13 protein-coding genes are annotated in these 13,615 nt (G+C 70.1%); 9 read left to right on the top strand and 4 right to left on the bottom strand.

Annotated features, from left to right (window positions below):
- Positions 1-145 precede the first annotated feature (145 nt).
- The 3 genes from OOZ19_RS13410 (at position 146) to OOZ19_RS13400 (ending at position 2,952) form a co-directional block, all read left to right on the top strand.
- Complete coding sequence (locus tag OOZ19_RS13410; RefSeq protein WP_507028808.1) at positions 146-1,516, top strand: helix-turn-helix domain-containing protein; 1,371 nt, start codon at positions 146-148, stop codon at positions 1,514-1,516.
- A gap of 88 nt (positions 1,517-1,604) precedes the next feature.
- Positions 1,605-2,513 (top strand): phosphotransferase family protein, encoded by a 909-nt coding sequence (locus OOZ19_RS13405; protein WP_266090425.1) that lies wholly within the window; start codon positions 1,605-1,607, stop codon positions 2,511-2,513.
- Between the two features lie 154 nt (positions 2,514-2,667).
- The gene (locus tag OOZ19_RS13400; RefSeq protein WP_266090424.1) at positions 2,668-2,952 is read left to right on the top strand and encodes a hypothetical protein; all 285 of its coding nucleotides are present in this window, start codon (positions 2,668-2,670) and stop codon (positions 2,950-2,952) included.
- 229 nt (positions 2,953-3,181) lie between these two features.
- Here the strand turns inward: OOZ19_RS13400 and OOZ19_RS13395 are convergent, their stop codons facing one another.
- The 3 genes from OOZ19_RS13395 to OOZ19_RS13385 all read right to left on the bottom strand — a co-directional run bounded on the left by OOZ19_RS13395 (position 3,182) and on the right by OOZ19_RS13385 (position 4,998).
- Positions 3,182-3,703, bottom strand: coding sequence for a copper resistance CopC family protein (locus OOZ19_RS13395; RefSeq protein ID WP_266090423.1), 522 nt, complete (start codon positions 3,701-3,703; stop codon positions 3,182-3,184).
- Positions 3,700-4,449: a YcnI family copper-binding membrane protein gene (locus OOZ19_RS13390; RefSeq protein ID WP_266090422.1), complete on the bottom strand. Its 750-nt coding sequence runs from the start codon at positions 4,447-4,449 to the stop codon at positions 3,700-3,702. Before OOZ19_RS13390 ends, OOZ19_RS13395 begins: the two co-directional genes overlap by 4 nt.
- A gap of 117 nt (positions 4,450-4,566) precedes the next feature.
- Positions 4,567-4,998: a hypothetical protein gene (locus OOZ19_RS13385; protein WP_266090421.1), complete on the bottom strand. Its 432-nt coding sequence runs from the start codon at positions 4,996-4,998 to the stop codon at positions 4,567-4,569.
- A gap of 417 nt (positions 4,999-5,415) precedes the next feature.
- Here OOZ19_RS13385 and OOZ19_RS13380 point away from each other — a divergent pair, with 417 nt between their 5' ends.
- The 5 genes from OOZ19_RS13380 to OOZ19_RS13360 are packed head-to-tail and all read left to right on the top strand — an operon-like array spanning position 5,416 to position 10,702.
- Positions 5,416-7,083: a BCCT family transporter gene (locus tag OOZ19_RS13380; protein WP_266090564.1), complete on the top strand. Its 1,668-nt coding sequence runs from the start codon at positions 5,416-5,418 to the stop codon at positions 7,081-7,083.
- Complete coding sequence (locus OOZ19_RS13375; RefSeq protein ID WP_266090420.1) at positions 7,080-7,727, top strand: ABC transporter permease; 648 nt, start codon at positions 7,080-7,082, stop codon at positions 7,725-7,727. Before OOZ19_RS13380 ends, OOZ19_RS13375 begins: the two co-directional genes overlap by 4 nt.
- Positions 7,720-8,931: an ABC transporter ATP-binding protein gene (locus tag OOZ19_RS13370; protein ID WP_266090419.1), complete on the top strand. Its 1,212-nt coding sequence runs from the start codon at positions 7,720-7,722 to the stop codon at positions 8,929-8,931. The genes OOZ19_RS13375 and OOZ19_RS13370 overlap by 8 nt, the downstream gene beginning before the upstream one ends.
- A complete protein-coding gene (locus tag OOZ19_RS13365; protein WP_266090418.1) occupies positions 8,928-9,695 on the top strand; it encodes an ABC transporter permease in 768 nt (255 codons plus the stop codon). The genes OOZ19_RS13370 and OOZ19_RS13365 overlap by 4 nt, the downstream gene beginning before the upstream one ends.
- Positions 9,692-10,702: a glycine betaine ABC transporter substrate-binding protein gene (locus OOZ19_RS13360; RefSeq protein ID WP_266090417.1), complete on the top strand. Its 1,011-nt coding sequence runs from the start codon at positions 9,692-9,694 to the stop codon at positions 10,700-10,702. Before OOZ19_RS13365 ends, OOZ19_RS13360 begins: the two co-directional genes overlap by 4 nt.
- 58 nt (positions 10,703-10,760) lie before the next feature.
- Here OOZ19_RS13360 and OOZ19_RS13355 read toward each other — a convergent pair whose 3' ends face one another.
- On the bottom strand, positions 10,761-11,519 hold the full coding sequence (locus tag OOZ19_RS13355; protein WP_266090416.1) for a DUF6474 family protein: 759 nt from the start codon (positions 11,517-11,519) through the stop codon (positions 10,761-10,763).
- Positions 11,520-11,763: 244 nt separating this feature from the next.
- Here OOZ19_RS13355 and OOZ19_RS13350 point away from each other — a divergent pair, with 244 nt between their 5' ends.
- The gene (locus OOZ19_RS13350) at positions 11,764-13,401 is read left to right on the top strand and encodes a TM0106 family RecB-like putative nuclease (protein ID WP_266090415.1); all 1,638 of its coding nucleotides are present in this window, start codon (positions 11,764-11,766) and stop codon (positions 13,399-13,401) included.
- Positions 13,402-13,615: the final 214 nt, after the last annotated feature.

The raw sequence follows: 13,615 nt of genomic DNA, 5'->3' as shown, positions 1-13,615 counted from the left end.
GTAGGCGATGACCGGCTCAACGGCGACGACGAACGGTCGGTGGACTTCACCCCCGCCGATCACCTCTGCCGATACGCACTTCACCGGCTTGTCGAAGTGCCCTTACTCTGCGACCGACGCCCGTGCAGAGTGTGAGGGGGTCTAAATGAACACCATCGGTTCGAACGGCTCGCCCGTTACACGAGACGTCTGGGACGGCCGTGAGATGCGGGACGCGTTGGCGGCGCGGAACGTCAGCGAGATCTACCGGCAACTGCGCCGGATCGGGGTCTCGCAGCGCCAGATCGCCGCGTCCACGGGCCAGTCGCAGTCCGAGGTGTCGGAGATCCTGAAGGGCCGCCAGGTCATGGCATATGACGTGCTGGCCCGAATCGCCGACGGCCTCGGGATACCGAGGGGGTACATGGGCCTCGCCTACGACGGGGCGACGGCAATGAGGGTCGCGAAGACGAACAGCGGCCCCCAGGCTGAGGAGGACGAGTCGGTGAAGCGTCGGAAGTTCCTGTCCCACGCGGCGGCGGTGACCATGGGTGCCGCGGTCTTCGGGGCGGAGGAGAGCACTTGGGTGCCGAGCAACGTGCAGACGCCTGCTCCGATGCGCATCGGCATGACCGACGTGCAGCAGATCCAGGCGGCCACCAAGGCGCTGCGTGACCTGGACTACCGCTACGGCGGCGGCACCTGCCGCGACGCCGTGGTCGCCCAGCTTTCCTGGGCGCAGCAACTGCTCGACGCGAACGCGTCCGATCAGGTCAAGCGAAAGCTCTACGTGTCGTTGGCGGACATGCACAGCCTGGCCGGCTGGACCTCCTTCGACACCGGTCTGCTGGACCCGGCGCGCGGCCACTTCGGCAAGGCGCTGGAGTTCGCCAAGCAGGCCGACGACGACAGCCTCGTGGCCAGCGTGCTGTACCGGATGGGCCGCGTCTACCTGCACTACCAGGAGCCGAACGAGGCGCTGAAGCTGTTCCAGCTGGGGCAGATCGCCGCGCAGGAGTCCGGTTCCTCGTTAACCGTGGCCGTGCTGTGCGCGAACGAGGCCTGGGCCTACGGGATGCTCAACAAGCCCGAGCAGGTGCAGAAGATGGTCGGGCGCACCAAGGACGAGTTCGCCAGGGCGAACGTGGCCGAGGCGCCGGACTGGGTGCGGTTCTTCAACGAGAACGACCTGCACGGGATGATCGGCTCGGCGCACGACGCGCTGGCCGTGTTCGACCCGGATCGCTACGCGCCGCTCGCGGTGGCCGAGACGATCAAGTGCAACGAGGCGTACGGCGCGGACATGCAGCGCACCCACGTCTTCGGGCTCAGCTTGCAGGCCACCAACCACATCCGGGCCGGTGACCTGCAGGAGGGCATCAAGGTCGGGCGGTCGGCGCTGCAGATCGGCGAGAAGGTCAAGTCGGCGCGCGTCGCCGACCGCCTCAAGCCGCTGGAGCTGGAGGCCGGGCGGCACCGGATGAACTCCGATGCCCGCGACCTGTCCGAAGAGATCCGCCGCTTCCGCGAGGCGTGAGTCGAGTGCGAGGCGGACAGCGCGGATCGCGGCCCCGGCGACCGGGTTTCCCCGGTGCGATGCACCGGCACGACCGGGCAGGACCTCGATGACTTCGCGGACCCGCTCCGCGGAGGGCCGCTACACGCGGCCGAAACTGGCTTTGGCACTGGCTGAGATCTGTGCGGCCGCGGGCTTGGACTCCCGCGGTGCTCGGCTGGTGCGGTTCGTCAACAACGGCGTGTTCCTGCTGCGGGAGCACCCGGTGATCGTCCGGATCGTGCTCGCGCCCTCGTTCTCGTACCGCGCGGTGAACGTGGTGGAGGCCGGGCGGCTGCTGGCGGAGCACGAGGTCCCCGCGGTGCGGCTGCTGCCGGGAGTGCCGCAGCCGGTGCGCACCGGCGGGCACCTGGCGACCTTGTGGCAGGCGGTCCCGGAGGAGGGCCCCTCCCCGGACGGGGCCGATCTGGGCCGGTTGCTGCGGCAGGTGCACGACCTGCCGCTGCCCTCGACGCTGCCGGAATGGCGGCCGATGCCCGATGTGCGCAGGCGGCTCGCCGACGCGGAGGACCTGGACGCGGCGGACCGGGCGTTCCTGGAGCAGCGCTGCGACGACGTCGAGGGCCGGCTGGAAGCGCTGGACTTCCCGTTGCCGCCGTCGGTGGTGCACGGGGACGCGCACCTGGGCAACCTGATCTCGGGTCCGGATGGTCCGCTGCTGTGCGATCTGGATTCGCTGTGCGTGGGGCAACCGGAGTGGGACCTGACGCCGATGGCCGTGGGGATGCTCCGGTTGGGCGCGCCCGCGGAGCGGTACCACCGGCTCTCGGAGGTCTACGGCTTCGACGTGACGGCGTGGTCCGGGTTCCAGGTGCTGCGCGACCTGCGCGAACTGAAGATCACGGTCAGCGTGCTGCCGATCCTGCGCAGCAATCCCGGAGTGCGCGATCAGCTGCGGAGCAGGTTGCGCTCGATGCGGGAGGGCGACGCGGCGGCACGATGGGAGCCGTACAAGTGAGCGGGTTTATGCGTACGATCGGGCGAAGTTCATCGACGTGTAGGGGCCACATCGGTGATTCTTGGTGACGAGCTAGGTCGCCAGTAATGCGTAAGTGTGAGTGTCTGCGGCACGGGGGGCCCGGATGGACGTGATTACCAGGAACGCCGCGCGAATGCGGCGCAAGCTCACTTGGCGCGGGCGGAAGGCCGTGCACTCGGCTCGGGTGCTCGACGAGGTGGTGAACACCGAGGTCCGCCTCGTCCCGGAGCTGACCGGAGAGGCCCAGCGGCGCGCGGTCGACCACCTCGCCGAACTGGTGCTGCTGAGCCAGGCCTACCGGCACTACTCCTACGGCTGGATCGGCCGGCGCGAGTTGGAGCGGCGCGGCAAGGGCGCGCTGGGACGGTTGGAGGCGCTTTCGGCGCCCAACGTCCAGCAGCTCACCGAGCGCGAATGACCGTTCGGCGACAGCCCCCCGTTTTCGCACTGCGGAAAAACGATCGCTGAGTTCGTTCCGGCTGAAGGCGATCGGGGGCGCCGCTCGGCGACACCGCCCGACTCTAGTTCGCGCCGGTTCCCGATGTACCGCCGAACGTGCCACTCCGCGCTCGTGCCGACGACGAAGGCGGGCCGCTGCAGCAGCGACCCGCCTCCGACGCCGAGCGGCCGGTGGGACCGGTCTCGGCTCAGCTCTTCGGCCTGCCCAACCGCAGGGCCAGCACGAGTCCCAGCCCGACCAGCACGACCGCGCCCGCGATCCACGGCCAGATCGGCATGCCGCCCGCGGAGTCGGACTCGGCCTGGTCCGCGGCCGGCGGCGGCGCCGGAGTGCCGCCGCCCGGCTCGGTCAGCGTGAAGGTGACCTTGCCGGGCACGGGGTGGCCGTCGTTGGACAGCACCCGGTAGCCGACGGTGTAGGTCCCGGCGGGTCCGAGCGGCAGCACCGGCGCGACCACCGAGGTGCCCTCGACCCGCACCTCACCTTCGGTCCAGTACGTGCCGTCCGGGCCGACGACGTTGATCGTGTTGTAGCCCTCGCCCGCGCGCACCGGCTGGTCGAAGGTGAGCCGGACCTCGTTCGGCCCGGCAGTCAGCCGGGCGCCCTCCGCCGGATCGCTGCCGAGCAGGGTGTTGTGCGCCAGCGCCGGACCGGCCGCGCCGAGCAGCGCCGCGAGCGTCAGCGCGGTGATCGTGAGCAGTCGCCTCATGCGTTCCCCTTGGTGCCGCGGCGGGCGAGCACCAGCGCGCCCGCTCCGAGTCCGAGGCCGAGCGCCCCGACGGCCAGTCCGGTGCCGCCGAGCACGCGCGCCGTGTCGTCTGCGGCGGCGGCATCGGCTTCGCCGTGCCCCGCGCCGCCGTGCCCGGTGTCCCCGCCGCCGGTCGTCCCGTGGCCGTGGCCGCCGCCTTCGCTGGCGACCAGGGCCAGCGCCGGTGCGGGGTGCTCCGGTTCGGAGCCGTCGGGGGCCGGCGGCTGGTCCCAGCGCACGACCTCGCCGCTGTCGTAGGTCTGCTCGGTGGGCAGCAGCAGCTCGTCGGTGTCGGTCGGGAAGGTGCCGAGGGTCGCCTCGAACTCCTCGAACTGGTCCGGGGCGATGCGGGTGCCCGGCCGCGCGGTCCAGGTGATGCCGGCGACGGCTTCGGTGACCTGGGCGCCCGCGACCTCCACCGGGCGCTCCAGCCGCACCTTCTCCACCTGCGCGGTCCAGCCGGGCAGCGGTTTGGTGCGCACCGAGCTCAGCGGGTGCTCCAGCGGGAGCGCGACGTGCACGCGGACGGTTCCCGCGTCGGGGCGCTCGTTCGGCACCCGGAAAGCGATCTTGGCGTAACCGCCCTGCTCGGCCTGCTCCGGTTGGGCGCTGACGTGCGCGGCGGCGGTGCCCGCGCCGGCGAGGGCGGTGAATCCGAGCACGGCGGTGACCGCGGTGGATCTGAGGGCTGATCGAGTTGTCGACATGGAGATCTGCGACTCCTGAAAGGCGCGAAATGGTGCGATTCGACACGTGAATTGACAAAAAGTGCGAATCGGTCACCTCGGATACGGGCGAGCAACGATCCGGCCGCCAATTCGGTGTCACCCGGGCAGCCGGTGCGGCTGCGCCGGAGGGCCCCGCAGCGCGTGGATCCGCCGCTGGATCAGTTGTTCGATCAGGAGTACCGACTCGGCCGGGATGCAGACCGCCGGGCGTGCCGTCACGAGGGGTAACGGTGCGGGCGTCCTACTAGCAAGAGTCAGCCGTACGGTTGAAACGATTACAAAGAGTGCATCCTCGGCGCGATGCAGCAGGATCGCCACCAGGAGTCCGGCCAGCACATGACCCAGGGTCATGGCGGCGGGATCCAAGGGCAGTCCCCGTTGCCCGATGGAGCCTTGGTGTGAGCCTGCTAGCTGCAGAAATAAATGAAGGGACACCTGCCCGGCGCCGACTGCCCCTACAATGCTGCTCAACCCGCGCTTGCGATCGGCGAGCGCGACACCCGCGGCGGACAACAAGGTGGTGATCACGATGGTGGTTCCGAGGTCAGGCGTGGAACCACCGGCTGCCGCATGTGCTGCTACTGATAGTGACGAAGATGTGGCGGTCAGGCCGAGGCCACGCAGGGCGCGACCAGCGCCTTGCTCAGGAGCGGAACGGATCGCCACGGAAATCCAGTCTAGGTGTCGGTTCAGCCACGCTGTGCGCAGGTGAGCTTGCCTTGATCCGCCGAATGGGTCACGGTTTATGGGTTGCAGACGGCCGGGAATCACCCCTGCACGAGCAGATAGTGACAGGTGAACAGGTGTTCCGGGCCGTCGTGACGTGAGGTACGGAGAGGAGGGGGCGTCGCGAGTTGGGCGCCGGAACCTGTGTCGACTGAAGCAGATCAACGAGAAGGTGGCTCATCGGGCCACCCAACGGAACTACCCGGGGAACCGGAGTTCATCGGTAAGCCGAGGACCGACTGGATCGTCTTCGGTGTCACCGCAGCCATCATGTTCATCCTGGTGGCCTGGGGAACGGTGAGCAAGGAGTCGCTGCTCAGCGTCTCCAAGACCGCACTGGACTGGCTGGTCACCAACATCGGCTGGGGCTTTGTGCTCGCGGCCACCGGGTTCGTCATCTTCGCGCTGTTCCTGGCGTTCAGCCGGTACGGGCGCATCCCGCTGGGCGAGGACGGCGAGAAGCCGGAATTCAGGACGGTGTCCTGGATCGCGATGATGTTCAGCGCCGGCATGGGCATCGGCCTCATGTTCTACGGCATCAGCGAACCTCTCTCGCACTTCACCTCGCCGCCGCCTGGAACCGTGGAAGCGGGTTCGGACGAGGCGGTGGGCACGGCGATGGCGACGTCGCTGTTCCACTGGACCCTGCACCCGTGGGCGATCTACGCGGTGGTCGGTCTCGCGATCGCCTACAGCAGCTTCCGCCGTGGCCGCAAGCAGCTGATCAGCGCCGTGTTCATGCCGCTGATCGGCAAGCGCAACGCCGAGGGGCCGATCGGCAAGCTGATCGACATCCTGGCGCTGTTCGCCACGCTGTTCGGCTCCGCCGCATCCCTGGGCCTGGGCACCTTGCAGATCCAGTCCGGCATGCAGGCGGCGGGCTGGATCGGCAGTACCAGCACCACGCTGCTCGTCGTCATCATCGTCGTGCTGACCATCTGCTTCATCGCTTCGGCGGTGTCCGGTGTGTCCAAGGGCATCCAGTGGCTGTCGAACATCAACATGGTGCTCGCCGCGGTCCTGGCGATCTTCGTGTTCGTGGCCGGCCCGACCGTGCTGATCCTGAACCTGCTGCCGACCTCGCTCGGTTCGTACATGAGCGACTTCGGTGAGATGGCCTCGCGCGCCGGTGCCACCGGTGGTGCGGAGATGCACGAGTGGCTGGGCAGCTGGACGGTCTTCTACTGGGCCTGGTGGATCTCCTGGACGCCCTTCGTCGGCATGTTCATCGCCCGGATCAGCCGTGGCCGCACGATCCGCCAGTTCATCGGCGGCGTGCTGCTGGTTCCCAGCGTGGTGAGCCTTGTCTGGTTCGCGATCTTCGGCGGTGCCGCGATCGACACCGCGAAGGCCGATCCGACCGTCGTCGACGGCGGTGCGGAGGCGCAGACCTTCACGGTCCTCGAACACCTCCCGCTGGCCATCATCACCTCGGTGCTGGTCATGATCCTGGTCGCGATCTTCTTCGTGTCCGGTGCGGACGCCGCCTCGGTGGTCATGGGCACGCTCTCGCAGCGCGGTTCGATCGAGCCGAGCCGCTGGGTGGTCATCTTCTGGGGTGCCGCCACCGGTGCGGTCGCCGCGATCATGCTGGTGATCGGCGGCGGTGCGGAGGATGCCTTGACGGGCATCCAGAACTTGACGTTCATCGGCGCGCTGCCGTTCGCGATCGTCATGGTGCTGCTGTGCGTGGCCCTCACCAAGGACCTCCGCAGCGACCAGATGACGTTGCGCGATGAGAAGGGTGCCGAGGTCCTCGAGCAGGCCGTCATCGCCGGTACCGAGGAGCACGACGGCGAGTTCCAGCTCGTCACGACTCCCGCGGAGGACGACGGCGACGACGCCGAGGGCAAGGACAAGGCGACGCCGGGAGCGACCACTTCGTGAGTTTCCTGGATTACGTCGCTTCCAGGTGGCAGCAATTGCTGGTGGACTCCTACCAGCACGCCAGCATGGTGCTGCAGTGCATCGTGCTGGCGACCATCGTCGGCGTCCTGGTCGGGGTTGCGGTCTACCGCAGCCCCGCCGGGGCGGCGGTGGCCACCGCCTTGTCCAGCGCAGTGCTGACGGTTCCTTCGTTCGCGCTGTTCGGCCTGCTCATCCCCGTGCTGGGGCTGGGCGTGGCGCCGTCGGTGGTCACGCTGGTGCTGTACGCGCTGCTGCCGATCATCCGCAACACCATCGTTGGGTTGTCTACAGTCGACCAGCCGATCTTGGATGCCGCCCGCGGCATCGGCATGAACCGGTTCCGGGTGCTGACCAAGATCGAACTGGCGCTGGCGTGGCCCGGCATCCTCGCAGGCATGCGGGTGAGCACCCAGATGCTGATGGGCATCGCGGCCATCGCGGCCTACGCCAAGGGACCCGGCCTCGGGAACCTGATCTTCAGCGGCCTGTCCGGGCTGGGCAGCGCGAACGCGCTGAACATGGCGCTGGCGGGCACGCTCGGCGTGATCGTGCTGGCGCTGCTGCTGGACGCGGTGTTCGTGCTGCTCGGGCGCCTGACGACTTCGAGAGGTATTCGTGGCTGAGAACAACAAGCCCGACACCGCCGACCGCGCAGGCGGACACGGTGTCGAAATCCGCCTGGAGGAGGTCTCCAAGCGGTACCCGGGCCAGAAGCTGGCCGCGGTCGAATCGGTCACGATGACCATTCCCGCCGGTGAGACGGTCGTGCTGGTCGGCCCTTCGGGCAGCGGCAAGACCACCACCATGCGCATGATCAACCGGTTGATCGAGCCCACCTCGGGCCGGATCACCATCGGTGGCCAGGACGTCCTGGGCCTCGACCCGGACAAGTTGCGCCGCGAGATCGGCTACTCGATCCAGCAGGCCGGGCTGTTCCCCCACATGACGGTGGGCGAGAACGTGGGCATGGTGCCCGGCCTGGTCGGCTGGACCAAGCAGCGGACCGTGGAACGCGTCGACGAGATGCTCGACCTCGTCGGCCTGGACCCCACCGAGTACCGGGGCCGCTACCCGCGGCAGCTCTCCGGTGGTCAGCAGCAGCGCGTCGGCGTCGCCCGCGCGCTGGCCGCGGACCCGCCGGTGCTGCTGATGGATGAGCCGTTCGGCGCGGTGGACCCGATCACCCGCGGCGTGCTGCAGGACGAGCTGATGCGCCTGCAGGCCGACCTGGGCAAGACGATCGTGTTCGTCACGCACGACTTCGACGAGGCCGTCAAGCTCGGCGACCGCATCGCGGTGCTCGGGCAGCGCTCCGAGATCCTGCAGTACGACACGCCCGAGGCGATTCTGGCCAACCCGGCCGACGACACCGTGGCCGGCTTCGTCGGCGCCGGTGCCGCGCTCAAGCAGCTCACGCTGCGCCGGGTGCGGGAGATCGAACTCGGCCAGGTGCCGACCGCCGGTGTGGACGAGCAGCCGAGCGTGCTGCAGGAACGGCTCGGGACCCGGCGCGGCGCGATCGGCCTGGTGCTGGACGGCCGCAAGCGGCCCCTGCGCTGGACGACCGCTCGGGAGGCCGGCGCGGTCTCCTCGCTGGCCCGCGCGGGTCGTGCGGTGGAGGACAGCGTCTCGCCCGCCTCGACGCTGCAGGACGCGCTGGAAGCCATCCTCACCGACGACGACGGCGTCGCCGTGGTCACCGGGGCGCGCGGCGAGTACATCGGCGTCGTCGACATCGACACCGTGATGACGACGATCAAGGACCTGCGCGAGGAGCACGCCGACGACCACGCGGACGAGCCCTCGGCCGCGGGGGACCCGTCATGAGCGGTTCCTACTCCGCGGATTCGGGTTCCCGCACGGCGGAACGGCTGCGGCTGTTCGCGCAGCCGCTGTTCGCGCTGGTGCTGGTCGTGGTGGTGCTCGCGGTCGCGTTCACCCGCGGCGACGACGTCGTCGTCAGCCGCAACGTCAACGCCTCGACCCTGCTCACGCTCACCTGGCAGCACCTGCTGATGAGCGTGGCGGTGGCGTTGATCGTGGTGGTGGTCGCGGTGCCGCTGGGCATGCTGCTGAGCCGGTCCTGGGCGCGGCGGGTCAGTCCGCTGATCATCGGCCTGGCCAACATGGGCCAGGCGGCGCCGTCGGTGGGTCTGCTGGTGCTGTTCTTCCTGCTCACCAACGGCACCACCGGCTTCTGGATCGCGACGCTGCCGATCGCGGTGTACGCGCTGCTGCCCGTGCTGCGCAACACGCTGGTGGGCCTGCAGCAGGTGGACCGCTCGCTGATCGACGCGGGACGCGGCATCGGCATGTCCGGGTTCTCCGTGCTCACGCGCATCGAACTGCCGCTGGCGGTGCCGTTCATCCTGGCCGGGCTGCGGACCGCGCTGGTGCTGGCGGTCGGGACCGCCACGCTGGCCTGGTTCGTCGGCGCGGGCGGGCTCGGCGAGCTCATCGACACCGGCTACAAGCTGAGCAACTGGACCGTGCTGTCCGTCGGCGCGGTGCTGGCCATGGCCTTGGCGCTGCTCGTCGACTGGTGCGGCGGGCTGGCGGAGCGCTACCTGTCACCGAAGGGGCTGCGATGAAGCGAGGAACACAGCTGTCCCGCCGGGGCGCGTTGAAGCTCTTCTCGGCCGCCGCGGCCGGTGCCGCGCTCACGGGCTGCGGGCTCAGCTCGGGCTCGTCGGTGCCGCTGCGGGTCGGGCCCGGTTCGATCACGCCGGTGCCGGAGCTGGAGGGCGTGCCGTTCACGGTCGGCTCCAAGGACTTCACCGAGCAGATCGTGCTGGCCTACATCGCGGAGTTCGCGATGGCCGCGGCCGGTGCCGACGTGCGGGACCTGAGCAACATCACGGGTTCCGCCAGTGCCCGCAACGCGCTGGTCAGCAAGCAGATCGACCTGCTGTGGGAGTACACCGGCTCGTCCTGGATCAGCTACAACGGCAAGACCGACCCGATCCCGGACGCGCGGGCCCAGTACGACGCCGTGCGCGAGCTCGACATCGAGGCCAACGGCGTCACCTGGTTCGCGTTGTCGCTCAAGGCGGACAACACCTACGCGTTCGCGCTGAACCAGGAGAACGCGGCCCGGCTCGGCGTGGAGAAGCTCTCCGACCTCAAGCGGGTGGCCCAGCAGAACCCGCAGGAGCTGAGCTTCTGCGTGGAGAGCGAGTTCGCCAGCCGCAACGACGGGCTGCCGGGCGTCGCGCAGGCCTACGGGTTCCAGGTGGACCAGAGCAAGGTGGAGACGCTGAGCACCGGTCCCATCTACTCGGCCACGGCCACCGGCAAGGCGTGCAACCTCGGCGAGGTGTTCACCACCGACGGCCGGATCCAGTCGCTGGACCTGAAGGTGCTGGAGGACGACAAGCAGTTCTTCCCGCGCTACAACCTGGCGATGACGACGCGGGTGGACATGCTGGAGCGGTATCCGCAGCTGGAGTCCGTGTTCGCGCCGATCTCGGCGCGGCTGGACAACCAGCAGCTGCTGGACCTCAACGCCGGTGTCGACGTGGACGGGCGCGACCCGGCCGACGTCGCTCGGGGCTGGATGGTCGAGCAGGGTTTCGTGACGGCGCCCGACGCCGCCTGAGCCGACGTGAACGGGCCGGTCACCCGCGTGGTGACCGGCCCGTTCTCGCGCGTCGGTGCTACTTCTCGTGCTGCTCGGTGCTCCGGATCCCGAGGCGTTGCAGCAGGTCGTCCTCGATGCGGTCGAGTTCGCCGATGACGGCGCGGTGCGCGGCGCGGCGGCGGGGCGTCGGCATGCGTTCGGCCGCCCGCACCGCGCTGCCCAGCTGGTTGAGCCTGCTGTTGGCCTCGTCGGCGAACTTCTCGACGAGGGAGGTCTCGGCGGCGCTGCGGCCCGCGGTGCGGGTGCGCAGCTCGCGCAGCGCCTCGGCGTCCCCGGCGATGCGGGCGTGCAGCGCGGCGCCGCGGCCGGTGAACCGGCCCAGGTCGTCCACGGCCACCCCGAGCCGCCGCGCGCGGGCCCGGTCGTAGCCGTCCCGGGCGGCGGTGAACGCCTGCCACGCGTAGGGGGCCAGCGCCGGGCCGAGGATCTTGGCCACGCCGACGGCCTTGCGCGCGTCGCCGGGCGTGAACCTGCCGTGCTCGCCCTTCTTGCGGGCCTTCTCGTCGCGCTTGGCGGCCTTCTCGGCGGACTTCGCCTCCTGCTTGGCGGTCTTGGTGGTCGCCTTGGTCTCCTGCTTGACCGCCTTGGTCTCCTGCTTGGCGGTCTTGGTCTGCTCGTGGGCGGCCTTGGCCTCCAGCTTCGCCACCTTCTTGACCTGCTTCGCGGCCGAACGCACGTCGTCGCCGGAGTCGTCGGTCCGGGCGTTGAGCGGTTCGGTCCTCAAGATCTCCGTGGTCAGTGCTGCGGTGGCCGGTTCGCCGGTGCCTCGCGTCATCGCCGCCTCCTGCTGTTGCGGCACGGGTCCGCGCTGTGCCTGCGGCCGTGCCGATCCGGTCCCGGATCCCGTGGCCAGGGCGTTCACCTCGCTCGGGGATCACTGTAAGGAGTTCGCGCGGCCGGTGCCGGTTGACCGAGCGAGGGAGTGATCGACCGGCCGTGCACGGTGCGTAGCCGTCCGTCGTCCTCCGTCACCGGGGTGATGGGCGCGATCGTCAGGGGTACGGCCTACGCTGCGGGACGTGGAGAACGAGGTGCTGCTGGACGCGGGCGTAGTGACGCGCTGTCGCAGGAGGGTGCATCTCGAAAACGATCCACAATCCCGTGACCTGCCGAAATCCCCGATGGATCCGGGCATCGAGCAGCGCGTCGCCGACGCCGCCGACCATCGCCGCGCGATCGCCGACCGGCTCGGGGAACTGCTCGGGGAGTCGTGGACGCGCATCCCGCGCGAAGCGAGCCTGCGCCGGCGCGAGCGGGAGACGCTGGAGGCGATGCGGGACGGCGTGCGGTTCATCTCCGGGGCGCAGCTGCCCGCGAACCCCGAAGCAGGCCGGTTCGGCGGCATCGACCTGCTGGTGCGCAACGGCTCCGGCTACACGCCGGTGCTGGTGGTGCGGCACAAGACGACCGACCCCGGCAGCGGGGCGCGGACCTCGCCGCTGGAGAGCCCGCTGCCGGAATCGGCGAAGCGCAACGGGCGGCGCAAGGTCCGGGCCCAGCCGCGGGACCAGCTGCGGCTGGCGCACCTGGTGCGGCTGCTCGAAGCGTGCGGGATGGCCGCGCCGGGAACGCCCGTCGGCGGTGTCATCGGAGTCGAGGGCGACCTCGTCGTCTGGCACGACCTGCTGGCGCCGAACTGGCCGGGCGGGCGCACCGCGCTCGCCGAGTACGACACGCGGTTCGCCGACCGGGTGGCCGTCGCGACCGCCGCCGCCACCGGCGCCGAACCGCTCGCCCGCCCGTCCCGGGTCACCGAGTGCAAGGGCTGCCCGTGGTGGCCGACGTGCTCGGCGGAGCTGCGGGACGCGCGCGACGTGAGCCTCGTGGTGCGCGGCGAGGACGCGGCGGTGCTGCGCGCCGCGCAGGTGCACACCGTCGACGACCTGGCCGCGATGACACCGGAGCAGGGCCGGGCGACCTCGCTGGGCGCGGCCCGCGCCGACGAGGCGGTGCTGCTGGCGAAGGCGTGGCTGCGCGAGCTCCCGCTGGTCCGCCGCGTGCGGGAGCTGCGGGTGCCGCGCGCCGACGTCGAGATCGACGTGGACATGGAGAGCTACGCCGACTCCGGCGCCTACATGTGGGGCTGCTGGCTGTCCGGCGCGGACGTCGACGAGGAGCAGGGCTACCGCGCCTTCGTCACCTGGGATCCGCTGCCTTCCGATGACGAGGCGCGGTCGTTCGCCGAGTTCTGGTGCTGGTTCATCGCGGTCCGGGAGCGCGCGCACGCGCGCGGGCTCACCTTCCGCGCCTACTGCTACAACGAGCTCGCGGAGAACCGCTGGATGCTCTCGTCGGCGGAGCGCTTCGCGGGCAAACCCGGCATCCCCGAGGTGTCCGAGGTGCGCCGGTTCATCGGCTCCGACGAGTGGGTCGACCTGTTCGCCGCGGTCCGCGACCAGTTCCTGTGCCCGCACGGCAAGGGGTTGAAGGTGATCGCCCCCAGCGCCGGGTTCGCCTGGCGGGACTCCGAGGCCAGCGGGGAGAACTCGATGCGCTGGTACCGCGACGCGGTGGGCCTGGACGGGCAGGAGCAGGAACCGTCGCAGCGGCGGCGGCTGCTGCAGTACAACGAGGACGACGTCCGGGCGACCTGGACCATCCGCCGCTGGATGAGCTCTCCCGAGGCCCAGGCCATCCCGTTCACCGAGGACCTCTGAGTCCTCCTGGTCAGCGGCGAAGCCGAACCTTCGCGGCGAAGCCGTGCTCGTAGGCGCGTGAGCGCTCAGCCCCACGTGCGCAGGTCGACCACCGGCGGGTTCTCAGCGTTCTCCTCGCGAGGACGGCGACGTCCGTCGCGGCGGAGCCACCGGGGAGATCGGTCCCGCGGCGAGAAGAACGCTGGGAGCCCGTCCGCGTACTTGGTCCGCGTTG

Source organism: Saccharopolyspora sp. NFXS83, assembly GCF_026241095.1.
Classification (GTDB): domain Bacteria; phylum Actinomycetota; class Actinomycetes; order Mycobacteriales; family Pseudonocardiaceae; genus Saccharopolyspora_C.
This window is presented reverse-complemented; position numbering and strand designations above follow the sequence as displayed.